We start from the raw sequence: 20,172 nt of genomic DNA, 5'->3' as shown, positions 1-20,172 counted from the left end.
AATTATTGTCTATTTAGACAATTCCAACATGCGTTCAATAGGCAGTAACGCACGCTCTATAATGTTATCCGGTACGTGAATTTGAGGCGATTCGTTTAACAAACAATCGTACAATTTCTGCATGGTATTCATTTTCATAAAATGACACTCACTACAAGCACAAGTGTTATCTTCAACCGCAGGCGCAGGAATTAAATCGGCCGTAGGGATTTCTTCCTGCATTTTATGTAAAATACCTGCTTCGGTAGCTACGATAAACTTTTCGTTTGGATGTTGTTTCACGAAATTAATCATTCCTGAAGTCGACCCGATATACGCCGCCGTATCTAAAATATGTGTTTCAGATTCCGGGTGCGCAATAATCTTATAATCCGGGTGTTTTTTGTGAAGTTCAATTAACTTATCTATAGAAAAGGCTTCATGAACCACACAACTACCATCCCATAGTAGCATATCTCTACCGGTTTCTCTCATTATGTAACGACCAAGATTTTTATCTGGCGCAAAAATAATAGGTGTTTCTTCTGGTATAGACTGAACAATTTTTAATGCGTTTGAAGACGTACAAACAATATCACTTAATGCTTTTATTTCTGCTGAGCAGTTAACATAAGTAATCACGACATGATCTGGATGCGCTTTAGTAAAAGCCTCAAAACTATCAGGAGGACAAGAATCGGCTAACGAACAGCCCGCTTTTAAATCTGGTAACACTACCGTTTTATTCGGGTTTAATATTTTAGCAGTCTCGGCCATAAAGTGCACGCCTGCAAATACTATAATATCGGCATCGGTTTCGGCCGCCTTTTGTGACAAGCCTAAACTATCTCCTACATAATCTGCAATATCCTGAATTTCCGGCACCTGATAATAGTGGGCAAGAATTACAGCATTTTTTTCCTTTTTAAGACGATTTATTTCTTTTACTAAATCTATTGTTTCACTCATATCTTCTCAATTTCATCTACAATCGTACACCGGTGTAAACGCATATTTTTTGCAAATATCATAATTAAAATTATAATGCATTGTGTTTGCCTTAAAAAATAAAGCGGAATTGAATACAAATTATCTATTCTATAAATCTTTTAATTCTTGTTAAAGAAAAAGGCGTTTCTTTAATAAAATTGAAACGCCTTTTAGGAAACTACTAACCATCAATAGCTTAATATTTAACTCACTAGAACCTCATTTTCAAGTTCTAATTCTAAACTTTTTAATGTAAACTCACCTCTTTCCAACTGACTCAAAACATCATTCTTAACATCCTGAAACTTGTTCTGAATATTTAAAAACATGATTTTATAATAAGAAACACCGGCTTTCATATTTGTCAAAAAGGTCTTTAGGTACTTCTCCTCTTTCGCTGTCATATCATTTTTAGCTGCATCCACCTTTTGTTTTAGATAATCGATATAGATAAAAAGCTCCTTAACAAACATATGAGGTCTGTCTGTTCTGGAAATCATATTATCCCGACCATAAATGTGATCGGTCATATTTTCAAGGCTCATAACTTTAGAATAATACGCCATATTAGGTCCCGGACAAATAGAAACGCCTTGGCCTTCTGTTTTTGTATCCAAATTATATTTCAACAACGCAGAAGTCCCTAAACCAACACAAGTACAAGATTTTTCTATAATCTTATTATATTCTTCATTATAAACCTGATCAGACAGATTTAAATCATCTAAAGCTTTAATTTTTAAATGCTGATATTCACGGGATGCCGTACAAACCCCTGTGTCCTTAAATTCTTTATTGAGAGCCACAAACTTTTTAGGACAAGCACTACCCGGACGCCCTTTATTTATCAAGGTTTCCTTTTCTAAATCTTTAGTGTTATTCTTTAGGTTATTAAACGGAATTCCTAATGGCGAGATATCACTTAAATACAAATCGTCTTCTTTAGCTAAAAGCAGCTTATCTATAGTTTTCTCATCAACTGTTGTCGCTTCTGGAACCAATAAAAAAGGCGTTCCCCAACCTATGGCATCTAACTCATATTCATCCAATAAAAACTCATGCTCTTCATGAGTTCCCACACCGCCTTGTGCCGAAATTTTTATCGATAAAGATTCTTCTGGAATAACCCTATTTTGATTTTCCAATTCCTGCTTTAAAATAGATTCAATAGAGCTTCTTAACGTTTCTCGGTTTTCTTTGAATTCAGACAATACAGGTCCCAGCAAATAACCATCGGTAGCAAATGCATGACCTCCACAGTTTAAACCAGATTCTATGCGATACTCTGATACCCAGAGTCCTTTTTTAGCTAAAAATTTCCCCTGAATTAATGCCGAACGATAATCACTTACTTTTAAAATGATTTTCTTTTTAAACTCGCCTTGCTGATTAGGAAAAAAATCTTCAAACGAACTCATATACGCATACAACCGTGGATTCATACCAGCCGAAAGTACCACCGAAGAATTTAATTTGCTATTAGCAAAACCTCTAAATGCCGCATGTGCATCGTTATATTCTACAGGTAGTTTTTCATCTTTATCATAATTATCTTTATCAACTTTGGTCATGATGTTCACATCAATACTCCCTTTAACCAATCGTTGATCTAACCATGATTTAATATCCGATTTTGCCACACCTTTTTCAATTAATGCCTGAAACTCAGTTTTAAGATTACTATGGGTAGGCAGTAAATCTAAATACGTTTTAAAATCATGACTCATTTCGAGCGCTGATTTTTTCATCGCTTCAAACTTTTTATCAACCACATCATGAATTAAATTCAGATAAGAGGTAATACGTTTGGCTCTAAAATCGTCAACTTTATTTGTAATTTCCTGATAAGGTAATTCAAACTTCTCACTATACATTTTTCGTAACTTCTCGATAAGAATATCGTCTACCAGAGAAATCACCGAATCAATTCCATATTGCGCAACTTTTAGGGGTGAATCTATAGTAAAACCAATCCCCATAACCGGAATATGAAACGAATGTGCCTTTTTATTCATAGTTGAATTTTTGGTTACTTTTTTAAAAGGTTAAAAGTAAAGTGTTCATATTTCACTATTTATGACATTTATCATAAAACCAATATTAACCAAGATAAGTAACCATAAGGGTTTCGGGATTATAAAGATTTGTAAGAAACTCTTCTTTTATTTAATTATTCACAACAAGAAATCGATAAATAGAAAATTTTAATAAAACTTTAAGACGATTGCACTTGTTTCTTAGAGCTTCATTACTTTTATGCTTAATTTTCAATTAGAACGATATATGTCTGTAGAACCAAAATTAACGCGATTCAAACAAAACGTATTGTCTAAATACCAAATATACAACAGTATATTTATGACATTACCTTTTGATTCGATCACAAAAACAGGAGTCTTACTCCCATTATTTCATGAAACTTGTAGAAAAGGATTTGCAAACGGAGACGATCCGACCACGATTGTAGACACCTTCTTCAAAAAATATCAGGCAAGGCGTAATAAAGAAAGTCAAATTAATCTGTTATTCAGATTTATACAATACATAGAGCGTCAGGTTGTATTATTTGATGCTATTGAAGATGCCGCCTTCCCGATTGTAAACAACATGGAAGGGATTGGAACTTTAAGAAACCTGAAAGAAGCGTCGAATTCTGAAAACAAACTTGAAGAATTACGCGCGTACCTGGAAGAATTTAAAGTGCGTATTGTATTAACTGCGCATCCAACACAATTTTACCCGGGTTCGGTTTTAGGAATTATTACCGATTTAACCGAAGCCATTAAAAGCAACGACCTGTCTCAAATTAACAATTTATTCGGGCAGTTAGGTAAAACGCCTTTCTTTAAGCACACCAAACCTACGCCTTACGACGAAGCAATTAGCTTAATATGGTATTTAGAGAATGTATTCTATCATTCATTCGGACAGATTTACAACTACATTCAAACCAATATTTACGACGACAGTAAAAAACATAACGAGATTATTAATATTGGATTCTGGCCAGGTGGTGACCGTGATGGAAACCCATTTGTTAAGCCAGACACAACACTTAAGGTAGCTCGTAAGTTAAAGCAGTCTATTTTAAAGAAATATTACGCCGATCTTAAAAATTTAAGAAGAAAACTAACCTTTAGAGGAGTTGAAGATCGTATTATACGTTTAGAAACCATTATCTATAATTACAGTATCGATTTAGACACGCCAGATAAAATTTCGGCAAAAGAGCTACTTACCGAATTATTAAGCATAAGAAACGTTGTCGTTGAACAACACCAGTCGTTATACGAAAACGAAATCAATCAGCTTATTAATAGAATTCACATGTTCAGATATCACTTCGCTACATTAGATATCAGACAGGACAGTAGAATTCACCATTCGGTATTTACAAGTGTAGTCGATCATTTAATTGCTAAAGGAAGTAAGTCTATCCCAAGTAATTATCACGATTTATCGGAAGCTGAACAAATCGATATTTTATCGAAAGTTTCTAATGAAGATATCGATTTTAATGCCTTTGAAGATGAAATGGTTTATAATACTTTAAAGACTATTGAAGCCATAAAAGAAATTCAGGCCACAAACGGAGAAAAAGGTGCTAACCGTTACATTATTAGTAACAACCAGACCGCATTAAACGTGATGCAGCTATTTGCTATGCTAAAAATGGTTGCTTTTAGCGATAATTTAACCGTAGATGTGGTACCTTTATTTGAAACCATTACCGATTTAGAAAATGCACCAGCCGTTATGGAGCAACTTTACAGCAACCCACAATACATGGCGCATTTAAAAGAAAGAGGCATGAAACAAACCATTATGCTTGGGTTCTCAGACGGAACTAAAGATGGTGGTTATTTAATGGCAAACTGGGGTATTTACAAGGCCAAAGAACTGTTAACCGAAATGTCTAGAAAATACGATGTTACCGCCATATTCTTTGACGGTCGTGGTGGACCGCCAGCACGTGGAGGAGGAAAAACGCATCAGTTCTATTCTTCATTAGGTCCAACTATTGAAGATAAAGAAGTACAGCTAACCATCCAGGGACAAACCATTAGTTCTAATTTCGGAACTTTAGACTCATCGCAATACAACCTTGAGCAATTAATTAGTTCTGGTATTAAAAACAGGCTAACCGAGAAAAACATGCTTTCTGATGAAGATCGCGTTGTTATGAACGATTTAGCTGAAACAAGTTATCAGGTTTACAAAGACTTTAAAGGACACGAGATGTTCATTCCATATTTAGAACGCATGAGTACTTTAAAATACTACGCGAAAACGAATATCGGAAGTAGACCTTCAAAACGTTCGAAATCTGACAAATTAATTTTCTCCGATTTAAGAGCCATTCCTTTTGTTGGATCCTGGAGCCAGTTAAAACAAAATGTACCAGGATTCTTTGGTGTAGGTACTGCTTTAAAGAAATATGAAGAGCGTGGAGAATTCCACAAAGTGGAACAACTTTACAACAACTCTAAATTCTTCAAAACGTTGTTAGAAAACAGTATGATGTCGTTAACCAAATCGTTCTTCGATTTAACTAAATACATGTCTAAAGACGAAGAATTTGGCGCGTTCTGGAACATCATTTATACCGAGTATCAAACTACAAAATCGTTGCTTTTAAAGCTAACGGGATACAGCGAATTAATGGAAAACGAACCATCTGGCAAAGCTTCAATTGAGGTAAGAGAATCGATTGTTCTTCCTTTATTAACCATACAGCAATATGCCCTTAAGAAAATTCAGGAGTTAGAAAAACAAGGAGTTCCGGTTGATGATGAAGAAAAGAAAATTTTCGAAAAAATCGTAACACGTTCACTTTTTGGTAATATTAATGCCAGTAGAAATTCTGCTTAAAAATAAATTACATTTTACACAAATAGAAAAAGCCTTCGATATCGAAGGCTTTTTCATTTCCTTAATAGATCACCTCAACTATTCTGGTTGATTATTTTAAAAAATTTATCGGGTAATTTTACATTGAGAGACTGGCAAATAATCTGTAGTATCAACGAATCAGCCTCTTCTTATTACAACAAAACTTCGGCAGACAACTTAACTATTAATTAAAATAAAAAAAGGATAGCTTGCCATTTACATAACAAACCATCCTTTTTCACACTAACTAAAACGATATATAATTAGTTGTCATTTAACCTGAAATCCGGATAAGCATCCATTCCATGTTCATGACCATCTAACCCTTCAATTTCTTCTTTTTCAGACACTCTGATACCTACAGTTTTCTTAAGTACATAAATAATTACAAACGATGACACTACACAAATAGCAGCATAACAAAGCACACCTATTAATTGCGTTAAGAAACTATGATCTGGGTTTGTAGAAAAGATTCCAACTGCTAAAGTCCCCCAAATACCACATACCAAATGCACTGCAATAGCTCCAACAGGATCATCTAGTTTTAACTTATTATCTACAAAGCTTACAGCCAACACGATTAACACACCTGCAATAACACCAATAATGATTGCACTGGTTGGAGAAACCACATCAGCTCCAGCAGTAATACCTACTAAACCTCCTAAAATACCATTTAAGAACATGGTTAAATCCATGTTTTTATACATAGCAGTAGATAACAACATAGCTGATACTCCACCTGCAGCAGCGGCTAAACAGGTTGTTACCAACACTAAAGACGTTAATCCAGGATCAGCTGAAAGTACAGAACCACCGTTAAATCCGAACCATCCTAACCAAAGAATTAATACTCCGGCAGTAGCTAATGGAATACTGTGTCCTGGAATCGCCTGCGCTTTTCCTTCTTTAAATTTACCAATTCTAGGCCCTAAAAGACAAACCGCTACAACAGCAGCCCATCCTCCTACAGAGTGCACTAATGTAGAACCTGCAAAATCATAGAAGCCCATAGCATCCAAAAATCCGCCACCCCATTTCCAAGAACCAGCAATCGGATATACTAAACCTACATATATTAAGGTAAAGATCATGAAAGGAACAATTTTAATACGCTCTGCTACAGCTCCCGACACAATCGTTGCTGCGGTTGCCGCAAACATCCCTTGAAATAAGAAGTCTGTCCAGTACGTATACCCTTCATTATATGTTAAATCTAAAGCACCCTCAGCTGTTAACGGCGAATCTAATCCGAAACCGGCAAATCCTATAATACCATTAAACTCTCCCGGGTACATTAAATTAAATCCAACCAAGCAGTATAATAACAACCCGATTGTGATGATAAATATGTTTTTAAATAATATGTTTATTGTATTTTTTTGTCTAGTTAAACCAATTTCCAAACATGCAAATCCCAAGTGCATGAAAAAAACCAGTGCTGTACAGATCATCATCCATACATTATTTGTAGTAAGTAATTCCATTGTTATTAGTTATTTAATCTTTTAAGATGCTATTATTATTTTAATGTTTCTCCTCCCTTTTCTCCTGTTCGTATTCTGTAACATTCTGTAATGTCTGAAACAAAGATTTTACCGTCGCCTACTTCACCTGTTCCTGCTGAACCCAAAATAGCCTGAATGGTAGCCTCTTCAAAATCATCATTAACAACAATAGATAAATACCTACGCTGAATATCTGAAGTACTGTAACTTATACCTCTGTAAACATGTCCTTCTTTTTCATTACCAATACCAGTAACATCCCAATACGAAAAGAAGTTAACACCTACTTCGTGTAAAGCTTCCTTAACCACACGAAATTTAGATTTTCTAATAATTGCTTCAATTTTTTTCATAATATCCTCTTATTTGTTTAGTTAGTTAAATTTAGAAAAATATCTTTTCTCATAATTCCATCCATCTTCATAAACAGTTAAAAAGATGCCTTGTGAACACAAGACATCTTTTAAACAAAACTCTAATTTCTATAAAGAAATCGTTCTTATAATTTTTTTACTATTCTATTTCTCTTTGTCTCTTACCTGCGTAAGCAATAGATCCGTGCTCAGAAATATCAAGACCTGCAATCTCTTCAGCTTCTGTTACGCGTAAACCACCACAACACTTACTAATAATGGTCAAGAATATCCAAGATGTTGCTAATGCCCACACAGCATAAGCTACAACTCCGATGGCCTGAGCAGCTAATTGAGCTACACCTCCACCATTTAAGATACCAATACCTGCATCACCATCGATACCCCAAAGACCTATTACTAAAGTCCCCCAAGCACCAGCAATACCATGTACAGAAATGGCACCTACAGCATCATCTATTTTTAATTTACTTTCTACAAGTCCAATAGAAATCACCACTAAAATACCACCTATTAAACCAGCTAAAACAGCTCCCCATTCGCTCATATTACCACATCCTGCAGTAATACTAACAAGACCAGCTAAAGCACCATTTAAAGTCATACTTAAATTTGGTTTTCCATTTTTAATCCAAGTGAATAATAAAGCACTTAAAGCACCAGCAGCTGCAGCTAAGTTAGTTACTAATACTACTTGAGAAGCAGCAGTAGAATCGTCGCCACCCCAAGCTAATTGAGAACCACCGTTAAACCCGAACCATCCTAACCAAAGGATAAACACCCCTAGTGTAGCATACATCTGGTTGTGACCATGCATTTCAATTGGTTTACCATTTAAGAATTTTCCAATTCTAGGTCCTACCATCCAAGCAGCAACAAGTGCAGCCCATCCTCCAACAGAGTGAACGATTGAAGATCCTGCGAAATCGATAAATTCAGCTGGCATCCATTCAGCGTTTAACCATCCGCCATTCCATTCCCAACCACCAGCGATTGGATAGATTAGAGCTGTAATGATAATACTAAAAATAGCATACGTAGTATACTTTGTTCTTCCAGCTATTGCTCCAGATACAATGGTTGCAGCTGTAGCAGCGAATACTGTTTGGAAGAATAAATCGGCAGCTCCTTGTGAAAACACAAAACCACCCCAGTGGAAAAATCCACCTCCCGAAACATCAGCTCCGTACATTAACGAATACCCGATAAACCAGAATGCCAACGACCCAACAGCGATGTCAAGGAAGTTTTTCATAGCAATATTTACAGCATTCTTAGAATCTGTCATACCAGACTCAACTAAAAAGAATCCTGCTTGCATAAAAAATACTAAGATACCAGAGATCAGCATCCATAGCATCCCCATATCGCCCTTGATTGATTCTGCTAAAGCATCAACCGCAGCGGTATCCTGAATTAAAAGAGGCATGTTTAATAAAGACATATTATATAATTTTTAAGGGTTAGATTGTTTTGGAAGGTGAAGTAAGTTGGTTAGTTAGTATGTACCCCACCCTCCATTATAGTTTATTTAAAATTTATTGCATGCTTTTATATTAGAATGAATAGATTGCTGCAAGAGTAAAAGCAGCTAAGTTATCTGTTGCAGCACCATCACTATCAACATATGGCATAGCATCAGTCCAAGAATCTAATCTAATCTCTGGCTTGATGATTAGGTTATCAACTGAATAACTTCCAGTTAAAGTAAGAGCTAATACACTTTCTTCATCTGGATTAGCATCACCATGTAAACCAAAATACTCACCTCTTAACCCTAAGCTAAAAGAATCAGACATTCCATATTGAGGATATAATGCAGCTCCGTAGAAACCAGAACCATCATTATCGTTGTACGCAGCATTGATACCTAAATAAAATGCATCAGATAAATCAAAACCACCAGTATAATCAACTTCGAAACCTAAACCTCCGTGCTCTCCGCTGTCATAATATAAGTTTAAGAACTGACCTGAATACCCTAACTGAGCACCAAATGCATATTCTCCAGTCCAAGATGTATCGTTAGTATCCCATGGATTAGTTACAGCTAACATTAAGCTTAAATCATCAGATAAAGCAAAATCAGCTTTTAAACCCATATGTGAGAAAGGCCCATTTGAAAATAAGTAAGAACAGCTGTAGTTAAAGTTTGCCGCTGGAGCGATAACCTCGTATCCTAAAAACGTATTCCATCTACCAAATGTTAACGTTGTACTTTCAGATACATTCCAGTATACATACGCCTGGTTAACGATACCGTCTACGATATCAGTATTAAATGTAGCACCAGCTCCTCTAGGCCCGGTAACTAAGTCAAGAACAGCTCCTACTTTTTCACCTTCGTAGCTAGCTATTAAATTTCCCATACCTAATGCAAAACCAGACTGACCTGCGAAAGCTGTTCCAAACGATTGTCCCATATTGTCTGAAGCTGTCAAATAAGTTTGGTAGTAAGCATCTACGCTACCTGAAATAGACAAAGCAGGTTTTTTGTCCTCCTGAGCAAACAGTGTCGTAGCTGCAAAAAGCATTGAAAGAGTAAGTAGTTTTTTCATAATGTTTAATTTAAGTTATTAATGTTTTTTGGTTAATTTTTCCTTAAGAACGTCGTAAACTTATGTTAAAAAAACTTAACCCCCATAAAAAATAGGGGTACAACTTAAACTTTTATAGATATTCTAATTTTATCCCTTTTTTTTTAAGGGTACTGTTTTATTTTTTTGATTTTTTTGAATTTTAACAACTCGACATATTGAATTATCATCAATATTTAATGTTTTTTAATGCGTTAAATTCTATTTATTGAAATATTCATTAAAATAATTTCAGTTATCTCAATTAAACACTGATAATAACACTTTGAGTATTTATTAAAAATTTAGGTATTTATTAACATATAATTATTTTTATCTTCACTTCTCTCCTAATATCGAAATAATGAAATCGTCATTATTTTTATTTAAAATCTATACATATATTCGCTTATTAAGTCACTTTTCAAAACCAAAATTTGTTGATTATGCTGAAGAAACAAGGAATGTATTTACCTGAGTTTGAACATGAAAATTGTGGTGCTGGTTTTATTTGTAATCTTAACGGTGAGAAGACAAATCAAATCATACACGATGCATTAGAAATTCTTGTAAAACTAGAACATAGGGGAGGCGTTAGTGCCGATGGAAAAACTGGTGATGGTGCCGGTTTATTGATTGATATTCCTCATGATTATTTTAAGCGTGTATGCAGCTTTAGTTTACCAGAACAAAGAGAGTATGCCGTAGGTATGGTTTTTTTACCAAAAAACACCAACCAATATAAATTCTGTAAAGATATTTTCGAGAAGGAAATAAAAGCTCAGGGGCTTTCTATTTTAGGATGGCGTAAAGTACCTGTAGATTCGTCTCAATTAGGTGAAATCGCATTAGCGTCTGAACCTACTATTGAACAGTTATTTGTAGGTAAAACCGAAGAGATTTCGGAAGATACTTTTAAAGCTAAACTATATGCTGCTCGTAAAATTACCGAGCACACGATTAGAACATCAAAAATTTCTGAAAGCGGCTATTTTTATGTACCAAGTTTATCAACAACAACATTGATATATAAAGGTATTATCATGCCTGAAGATATCGGACCATACTACACCGATTTACAACAAATCGATTTAGTAACCCGTCTGGCTTTGGTACACCAGCGTTTCTCAACCAACACCATGCCAACATGGGAACTGGCTCAGCCATTCCGCTTCATGTGTCAAAATGGTGAAATCAACACCCTTCGTGGAAACGTAAGTAGAATGCGTGTTCGTGAGGAAATTATGAAGAGTGAAGTCTTCGGACCTCAAATTGATAAATTATTCCCAATCATATTACCAGGAAAGTCAGATTCTGCCTCTATGGATATGGTTGTTGAATTATTAACACATACCGGAAGATCATTGCCAGAAATTATGATGATGATGATTCCTGAAGCCTGGGAAAAACACAAAACCATGTCGCCAGAGCGTAAAGCATTTTACGAATACAATGCTTGTATTATGGAACCATGGGATGGCCCTGCTTCTGTACCATTTACCGATGGTGATTATATTGGAGCCCTTCTTGATCGTAACGGATTAAGACCATCGCGTTACACCGTAACTAAAAGTGGAAAATTAATCATGTCTTCTGAAGTTGGTGTTGTAGATATCGAACCAGACGATATTAAAGAACACGGTCGTTTAGAACCAGGAAAAATGTTCCTGGTAGATATGAACGAAGGCCGCATTGTTAGTGACGAAGAAATTAAAAATAAGGTGGTTTCTGAACGTCCTTACCAGGAATGGTTAAACAAAACCAGACTACATTTAAGAGATGTAGCCTATACCAACGAAACCTGTCCGATTGAGACAATAGACATTAAAACAAGACAACGTTTATTCAATTACACGTTCGAAGACATACAAGAGGTTATTACCCCTATGGCCATTGACGGCAAAGAAGCCTTAGGGTCTATGGGTATCGATACGCCATTAGCAGTGTTGTCAGACCGACCTCAACTTATTTCAAATTACTTTAAACAATTATTCGCGCAGGTAACCAATCCGCCATTAGATGGTATTCGTGAAGAAATTGTAACCGATATAGCTCTAAACTTAGGTAAAGACCGTAATATTTTTAGCATTACCGAAAGACAATGTAGAAAGTTACGTATTCAAAATCCGGTGATTTCTAATGCCGATTTAGAAAAAATAAGAACCATTTCTGTTGAAGGATTCAAGGCAGAAACTATTCACATGCTTTACCCAAAAAGTCAAGGACTTAATGGTTTAGAAAATGCTTTAGAAGATATTATTGTACAGGTTACTAAAGCCTTGGAACGTGGCACAAACATCATCATCTTATCAGATCGTGGTGTTAACAAAGACTTCGCTCCTATTCCTGCTTTATTAGCATGTTCTTATGTTAACCACCAGATGAACCGTTTACGTAAGCGTTCGTACTTCGATATCATCATCGAATCTGCAGAACCTCGCGAACCGCATCATTTCGCAACCTTATTCGGTTACGGAGCCAGTGCCATTAACCCGTACATGGTTAACGAAATCATTAGAATGCAGGTGAAAGAAGGTTTCATTGAAGGCATGGATGAAGATAAAGCTGTGACTAACTTCAATAAAGCTATCGGCAAAGGACTTCTAAAAATTATGAACAAAATTGGAATCTCTACATTACACTCGTACAGAGGTTCTCAAATTTTCGAAATTGTTGGTTTCAACTCACAATTTGTTGAAAAATATTTCCCATACACTGCTTCAAGAATTGAAGGTATCGGACTTTACGAAATTGAAAAAGAAATTAACGAACGTTACAAGCAAGCTTACCCTGATAACTTAATCGATAAGAAATTAGGTTTAAATATTGGAGGCGATTATCGTTGGAGACGTAATGGTGAACGCCACATGTTTAACCCGACTACCGTTTCTAAATTACAACAAGCTGTTCGTTTAAGCGATCAGAAAAGCTACGATGTTTACGCTCAGGCTGTAAACGATCAGGCTGAAAACTTAATGACTATTCGTGGATTATTCGAATTCGATAATTTAGATCCAATTCCACTTGAAGAAGTAGAACCATGGACAGACATTGTAAAACGTTTCAAAACCGGAGCGATGTCTTATGGGTCGATTTCTCGTGAAGCACACGAAAACTTAGCCATTGCAATGAACCGTATTGGTGGTAAGTCGAACTCTGGTGAAGGTGGAGAAGACAGACGTCGATTCCATCCAGATGTAAACGGTGATAGCCGTAACTCGGCCATCAAGCAGGTAGCTTCTGGACGTTTCGGTGTAACATCGCACTACTTAACCAATGCAAGAGAGATTCAAATTAAAATGGCCCAAGGTGCGAAACCTGGAGAAGGTGGACAGCTTCCTGGTGAAAAAGTTTTACCTTGGATTGCTTCTGCCCGTAACTCAACACCTTTTGTTGGATTAATTTCACCACCGCCTCACCACGATATTTACTCTATTGAAGATTTAGCTCAGCTTATTTTCGACTTGAAAAATGCAAACCGTGAAGCGCGTATTAACGTGAAATTAGTATCAGAAGTTGGTGTAGGTACTATCGCTGCCGGTGTAGCAAAAGCCAAAGCTGATGTGGTATTAATTTCAGGATATGACGGTGGTACTGGAGCTTCCCCACTAACCTCTTTAAAACATGCAGGTTTACCTTGGGAGCTTGGTTTAGCTGAGGCACAACAGACTTTAGTACTTAACAACTTACGTAGCCGTATTGTTGTAGAGTGCGACGGACAATTAAAAACAGGACGTGACGTAGCTATCGCTGCCTTATTAGGAGCTGAAGAGTTTGGATTTGCAACTGCACCGTTAGTAGCTTCAGGATGTATCATGATGCGTAAATGTCACTTAAATACATGTCCTGTAGGTATTGCAACTCAAGACAAAGAATTACGTAAAAACTTTAAAGGTACGCCTGAGCACGTTATTAACTTCTTCTATTATGTTGCTGAAGAGTTAAGAGGCATCATGGCTCAGTTAGGATTTAGAACACTTGCTGAAATGGTTGGTCAAACACATAAAATCAACGCCAATAAAGCGATTACACACTATAAAGCAAAAGGTTTAGATTTATCTGCTATTCTTCACAGACCGGAAGCATACAGCAAAATGACCGTAAGAAATACTGAAAAACAAGATCACAATTTAGATGAAGTTTTAGATTTCACGATCTTAAAAGATTCTCACCGCGCTTTATATAGAAAAGAGAAAATGGATTTAGCTTACCCAATCCACAATACAGATCGTACGGTTGGTGCTATTGTAAGTAATGAAATCTCTAAAATATACGGGCACTTAGGGTTACCTGAAGACACCTTAAACATCAGTTTTACAGGATCGGCAGGACAAAGTTTCGGAGGATTTGGTGCTCATGGTTTAACTTTCAAACTAGAAGGAAATACGAACGATTACTTAGGAAAAGGATTATCCGGAGCGAAATTAATTGTTAAGAAACCTGCCAAAGCCGACTTTATTGCTGAAAACAACATCATCGTAGGAAACGTTTGTTTATTCGGAGCTATTGAAGGTGAAGCTTACATTAACGGTATTGCCGGAGAACGTTTCGCTGTTAGAAACTCTGGAGCGAAAGCCGTTGTAGAAGGTGTTGGAGACCACTGTTGTGAGTACATGACAGGAGGTAAAGTGGTAGTTCTTGGTAAAACAGGAAGAAACTTTGCAGCTGGTATGAGTGGTGGTATCGCTTACGTTTACGACCCAGAAAATAAGTTTACTAACGGATTATGTAACACGGAGACTATTGAATTCGAAGAGTTATCTGCTGAAGATGCTAACGATTTAAAATCAATGATTCAAAAACACGTGGCTTATACAGATAGTAACAAAGGAAAAACACTGCTTGAAGACTGGGAAAACAGCTTAGCAAACTTTGTAAAAGTGATGCCAACCGAATACAAACGTGCACTTAAGCGTTTAGAGACTGAAGAACAAATGGTAGAAGAATTAGAAATAGCATAATTGTCATGGGAAAAGTAACAGGATTTAAAGAATTTGAAAGACAAGATGAAGGTTACACGCCTGTAAAAGACCGTGTACAACACTATAAAGAATTTACAGTTCCGTTAAGCGACGTCGAAATCACAAAACAAGGTTCTCGTTGTATGGATTGTGGAATACCGTTTTGCCACAGTGGCTGTCCGCTTGGTAACTTAATTCCGGATTTCAACCATATGGTACACCAAGGTGAGTGGCAAAAAGCCTCTTGGTTATTACACTCAACCAATAATTTCCCTGAGTTTACAGGTCGTTTATGCCCTGCTCCGTGTGAAAAAGCATGTGTATTAGGTATTATTGAAGATCCGATTTCAATTGAAAACATTGAAAAAAACATCGTTGAACGCGCCTTTAAAGAGGGATGGATTAAACCGCAGCCACCTAAAACAAGAACTGGTAAAACAGTTGCCGTTGTAGGATCTGGTCCTGCTGGTTTGGCAACTGCTCAACAATTAAACAGAGCTGGTCATACCGTAACTGTTTTTGAGCGTGATGATGAAGTTGGAGGTTTATTACGTTATGGTATTCCTAACTTTAAATTAGAGAAAGAAATCATCGATCGTCGTTTAGCGATCTTAAAAGCTGAAGGGATTACGTTTAAAACCAATGTCAATGTTGGTGTAAACTACGACGTTGAAAAACTTCACGAATTTGATGCCGTTGTGCTTTGTGGTGGTGCTACCGAAAGACGCAGCTTACCAACTCCTGGCATTGACGCCGATGGTGTAGTTCAAGCTATGGATTTCTTAACACAACAAACTAAAGTAGTTTTTGGTAAAGAAGTTAAAGATCAGGTATTAGCTACAGGTAAGGATGTTATTGTTATTGGTGGTGGAGATACCGGGTCAGATTGTATTGGTACGTCTAACCGTCATGGAGCAAAATCGGTTGTAAACTTCGAGATTATGCCGAAACCACCAGGACACCGTTCTCCAACAACGCCTTGGCCTTTCTGGCCTTTACAGTTAAAAACATCGTCTTCTCACGAAGAAGGTGTTGAACGTAACTGGTTAATTAACACCAAAGAATTCGTTAAAGATGAAAATGGTAAATTAATCGCGTTAAAAACGGTTAATGTTGAATGGAAAATGGTTCCGGGAGAGCGCCCACAATTAATAGAAATTGCAGGCACCGAGAAAACCTGGCCATGTGACTTAGCCTTATTAGCACTTGGATTTACAGGTCCTGAGGCAACAATAGCTCAAAAATTAGGCATTGAAACCGATGCCCGTTCTAACTACAAAGCAGAATATGGTAAATACCAGACAAATATCCCAAATATATTTACTGCCGGTGATATGCGTCGCGGACAATCATTAATAGTTTGGGCCATTTCTGAAGGTAGAGAAGCCGCAAGACAAGTTGATATTTATTTAATGGGTAAGTCAGATTTACCTACTAAAGATGCCTCTGGAGATTTAGTAGCTCTTTAATTATCAATAATTTAAAAATTAACAAAACCCTCTTACAGATAATTGTGAGAGGGTTTTTAATTATTACCTCCTCAATTTTTAATATCGTTTATTTTCAAATTTTAAAAAATACCTCCCTTTTAGTTCATTTTTAAAAATAATTAACTTAAAAAATAGCATAGAATGTTATATTTGTTTTAAACAACTGTATTTAGATGTTTAAAAGAGCAATAGCAATATGTCTTACTACAATTTTCATGGCGTTAATTACAGCGCCATCGGTAATTGCTGTTCTGGACGATTCTATTGATACTTCTATTTTTTATTCTATGGCAGAAGAAGAAGAAAATGGTAAATGTAAAAGTTTAGTTTCTCCCTTCTCATTACAAACACATGAAGGTTTAACAAACTTTTCAATTAATAACTTTCAGTTTTATACCTATCGTTTTAAAACCTATCCGAAACCACATTTAAATTTGGTTTCACCACCTCCCGAACAATACTTATCATAATCTTATAAGAGTTCTTGAACTCTACCTTTATTGTAAATATTAACATATTCCTTCTTAACAGTTGGAAAAAATTATTAATGATATGTTTAAAACTTTAAAAAACGACTTGCCTGCAAGTATCGTAGTATTCTTTGTTGCATTACCTCTTTGTTTAGGTATTGCTTTAGCCAGTGGTGCGCCGTTATTCTCCGGATTAATTGCCGGTATAATTGGTGGAATTGTTGTAGGAGGTCTTAGTGGATCTAAAATTGGCGTTAGTGGTCCCGCTGCCGGTTTAGCAGCCATAGTATTGACTGCAATTGGCTCTCTTGGTGGCTACCAAAACTTTTTGGTTGCCGTTGTTATTGCCGGAATCATTCAAATTGTATTTGGCGTTTTAAAAGCGGGAGTTATTGGATACTATTTCCCTTCTTCGGTTATTAAAGGTATGCTTACCGGTATTGGTATCATCATTATTTTAAAACAAATTCCACACTTTTTTGGATACGATGCCGAACCTGAAGGTGCCGATAGCTTTATTGAAGCATCAGGAGAGAACACTTTCTCTGCTATTCTACACATTGTAGACAATATTACTTTAGGCTCAATGATTGTAGGGTTTATTGGATTGGCAATTATTCTGTTTTGGGACAAAGTTTTATCTAAAAAAGCAAAATTCTTTCAGGTTATTCAAGGCCCATTAGTAGCTGTTGTTGTTGGTATAATTTATGTTATTCTTACTTCAAGCTCAGATAGTATCTCAATTCTTGATAAACACCTGGTAAGTGTTCCAGTTCCGGAAGACACAACGTCTTTTTTTAATCAGTTCAGCTTTCCAAATTTTTCTGCAATTACAAATACAGAAGTCTGGATTGTAGCCTTTACCATGGCTTTGGTTGCAAGTTTAGAAACCCTGTTATGCGTGGAAGCTTCCGATAAAATTGACCCTGATAAAAACGTAACCCCAACTAACCGCGAACTTTTAGCTCAAGGTGCAGGAAATATTGTTTCCGGTCTTATTGGAGGTTTACCAATTACACAGGTTATTGTTAGAAGTTCTGCCAATGTTCAGTCTGGTGGTAAAAGCAAATTATCGACTATCCTACATGGTTTTTTCCTGTTAATTTCGGTAATATTAATTCCTAGATTATTAAATATGATTCCTTTGTCGGTTTTAGCAGCCGTGCTATTAGTTGTAGGTTACAAACTGGCTAAACCTTCATTATTTAAAACCATGTACGCCTTAGGTTGGAAACAATGGCTTCCTTTTATAACAACAGTTCTGGGTATAGTTTTTACAGATTTATTGGTCGGCATTAGTTTAGGACTCTTAGTCGGTATTGTTGTCGTTTTACTAAAGAGCTATCAAAACTCACATTTCCTACATATTGAAGATAAAAGTAATGGCAAACACCAAATAAAAATGACATTAGCAGAAGAGGTTACCTTCTTTAACAAAGGTGCCATTCTTAAAGAATTAGACAGTTTACCAATAAATACTATTTTGGAAATCAATTTAATTAAAACCCGATATCTGGATAATGATGTCATAGAAATTCTAGAAGATTTCTTATTTAAGGCCAAAGAACGTCATATAGATATCAAACTGGTTTCTAAACGTGGTACTGTTCATAACCCTGAAAGCTTTATTCAATTCTTTAACGAAAGGCCAAAATCTGATTTAAGCCTAAGTTAGATCCAATTGCCTAAACAAAGATAAAATCTTAAATTTGGCCCGTTTATTATAACATTTTCAATTACAACATCAATTTCAAAGCTAATATTATTTGCTTGAAAACAACATATTACTTAAACGTTTAAAATACTATGAAAGCACATACTAGAGAAACCCAAGCAACAATGACTCCTAAAAAGTCATTACAATTCCTAAAAGAAGGAAACCTAAGATTCCAACAAAACCTTAAAGCAAACCGAAACCTTTTAGAACAAGTAAACGATACCAGTGATGGACAATTTCCTTTCGCTACCATTTTAAGTTGTATAGATTCTAGAGTATCTGCCGAATTGGTTTTCGACCAAGGTCTTGGAGATATTTTTAGTGTTCGTATAGCAGGAAACTTTGTTAACGAAGACATTTTAGGAAGCATGGAATTTGCTTGTAAACTAGCAGGAACCAAACTTATTGTTGTTTTAGGTCATACCAGCTGCGGCGCAGTAAAAGGTGCTTGCGACGATGCTAAATTAGGGAACTTAACAGCAATGCTTTCAAAAATTAAACCTGCGGTTGAAGAAGTAACAGAACCATCAGACCCAAGCTTAAGAAACTCAAAAAACTCAGAGTTTGTTGATAATGTAGCTCAGAAAAACGTTTTACTTACTATCGACAGAATACGTAAAGAAAGTGAAGTTTTAAACGAAATGGAACAGAAAGGAGAGATTATGATTGTTGGTGCCATGTACGACATTAATACAGGCGAAGTAACATTTAATGAGTAAATTAAATATCATATTAAAATACCCTCAAGCGTTCATTTAATTATGAGCGCTTTTTTTATGACTTAAACCGTCTGGTATTGCATTTGATATAAATAGTATCCAAAACCAATAAAAGCGTCGTGTAAAGCCTTTAAAATAACTCTCCGGTAGTGAACGTATACTAAACAAAAAAGCCTTTATCGATAATGATAAAGGCTTTTGTTATTTGAAGTTTTGTGACCAGGCTGGGGTTCGAACCCAGGACCCTAACATTAAAAGTGTTATGCTCTACCAGCTGAGCTACCTAGTCTTTCATAGCTTGCATATCTGTCATTACACAAGGCATATAATAAAAAATCCTCAGTCTATTCTATAAGACTGAGGATCAAAAAAGGCAACGACCTACTCTCCCACAAATGGCAGTACCATCGGCGCTAACGGGCTTAACTTCTCTGTTCGGAATGGTAAGAGGTGAGCCCCGTCGCTATAATCACCTTAAATTTTAGGTTGTTG

At 36.1% G+C, this 20,172-nt stretch carries 12 protein-coding genes, 1 tRNA gene and 1 rRNA gene; 6 read left to right on the top strand and 8 right to left on the bottom strand.

From position 1 onward, the window contains the following. Positions 1 to 9: 9 nt before the first annotated feature. Positions 10 to 948: a quinolinate synthase NadA gene (nadA, locus tag NO995_RS17135; protein WP_258228560.1), complete on the bottom strand. Its 939-nt coding sequence runs from the start codon at positions 946 to 948 to the stop codon at positions 10 to 12. Positions 949 to 1,172: 224 nt separating this feature from the next. Further along, a complete protein-coding gene (locus NO995_RS17130; RefSeq protein ID WP_258228559.1) occupies positions 1,173 to 2,984 on the bottom strand; it encodes a hypothetical protein in 1,812 nt (603 codons plus the stop codon). Positions 2,985 to 3,252: 268 nt separating this feature from the next. Here NO995_RS17130 and NO995_RS17125 point away from each other — a divergent pair, with 268 nt between their 5' ends. Further along, positions 3,253 to 5,841 (top strand): phosphoenolpyruvate carboxylase, encoded by a 2,589-nt coding sequence (locus tag NO995_RS17125; protein ID WP_258228558.1) that lies wholly within the window; start codon positions 3,253 to 3,255, stop codon positions 5,839 to 5,841. 284 nt (positions 5,842 to 6,125) lie between these two features. Here NO995_RS17125 and NO995_RS17120 read toward each other — a convergent pair whose 3' ends face one another. The 4 genes from NO995_RS17120 to NO995_RS17105 form a co-directional block, all read right to left on the bottom strand. Continuing rightward, complete coding sequence (locus tag NO995_RS17120; RefSeq protein WP_240575107.1) at positions 6,126 to 7,352, bottom strand: ammonium transporter; 1,227 nt, start codon at positions 7,350 to 7,352, stop codon at positions 6,126 to 6,128. Positions 7,353 to 7,387: 35 nt separating this feature from the next. Next, on the bottom strand, positions 7,388 to 7,726 hold the full coding sequence (locus NO995_RS17115) for a P-II family nitrogen regulator (protein WP_240575105.1): 339 nt from the start codon (positions 7,724 to 7,726) through the stop codon (positions 7,388 to 7,390). Between the two features lie 160 nt (positions 7,727 to 7,886). Continuing rightward, a complete protein-coding gene (locus NO995_RS17110; protein WP_240575103.1) occupies positions 7,887 to 9,191 on the bottom strand; it encodes an ammonium transporter in 1,305 nt (434 codons plus the stop codon). A gap of 112 nt (positions 9,192 to 9,303) precedes the next feature. Continuing rightward, positions 9,304 to 10,305, bottom strand: a complete 1,002-nt coding sequence (locus NO995_RS17105) for a porin (protein WP_258228557.1) — start codon at positions 10,303 to 10,305, stop codon at positions 9,304 to 9,306. Positions 10,306 to 10,769: 464 nt separating this feature from the next. Here NO995_RS17105 and gltB point away from each other — a divergent pair, with 464 nt between their 5' ends. The 5 genes from gltB (at position 10,770) to NO995_RS17080 (ending at position 19,680) form a co-directional block, all read left to right on the top strand. After that, positions 10,770 to 15,284, top strand: coding sequence for a glutamate synthase large subunit (gene gltB, locus NO995_RS17100; protein ID WP_258228556.1), 4,515 nt, complete (start codon positions 10,770 to 10,772; stop codon positions 15,282 to 15,284). A gap of 5 nt (positions 15,285 to 15,289) precedes the next feature. Beyond that, positions 15,290 to 16,753: a glutamate synthase subunit beta gene (locus NO995_RS17095; protein ID WP_258228555.1), complete on the top strand. Its 1,464-nt coding sequence runs from the start codon at positions 15,290 to 15,292 to the stop codon at positions 16,751 to 16,753. 236 nt (positions 16,754 to 16,989) lie between these two features. Then, on the top strand, positions 16,990 to 17,244 hold the full coding sequence (locus NO995_RS17090; protein ID WP_258228554.1) for a hypothetical protein: 255 nt from the start codon (positions 16,990 to 16,992) through the stop codon (positions 17,242 to 17,244). An 82-nt stretch (positions 17,245 to 17,326) separates the two neighbouring features. Beyond that, positions 17,327 to 18,919: a SulP family inorganic anion transporter gene (locus NO995_RS17085; protein WP_258228553.1), complete on the top strand. Its 1,593-nt coding sequence runs from the start codon at positions 17,327 to 17,329 to the stop codon at positions 18,917 to 18,919. Positions 18,920 to 19,050: 131 nt separating this feature from the next. Beyond that, complete coding sequence (locus tag NO995_RS17080) at positions 19,051 to 19,680, top strand: carbonic anhydrase family protein (RefSeq protein ID WP_258228552.1); 630 nt, start codon at positions 19,051 to 19,053, stop codon at positions 19,678 to 19,680. A 216-nt stretch (positions 19,681 to 19,896) separates the two neighbouring features. On the opposite strand, the gene NO995_RS17075 is transcribed toward NO995_RS17080, so the two are convergent. Continuing rightward, positions 19,897 to 19,969: transfer RNA gene (locus NO995_RS17075), tRNA-Lys, on the bottom strand. A 79-nt stretch (positions 19,970 to 20,048) separates the two neighbouring features. After that, positions 20,049 to 20,157, bottom strand: a 5S ribosomal RNA gene (gene rrf, locus NO995_RS17070). Positions 20,158 to 20,172: the final 15 nt, after the last annotated feature.

Origin of the sequence: Aestuariibaculum sp. M13 (genome assembly GCF_024723255.1) — a bacterium.
In the GTDB taxonomy this organism is placed as follows: Bacteria; Bacteroidota; Bacteroidia; order Flavobacteriales; family Flavobacteriaceae; genus Aestuariibaculum; species Aestuariibaculum lutulentum.
This window is presented reverse-complemented; position numbering and strand designations above follow the sequence as displayed.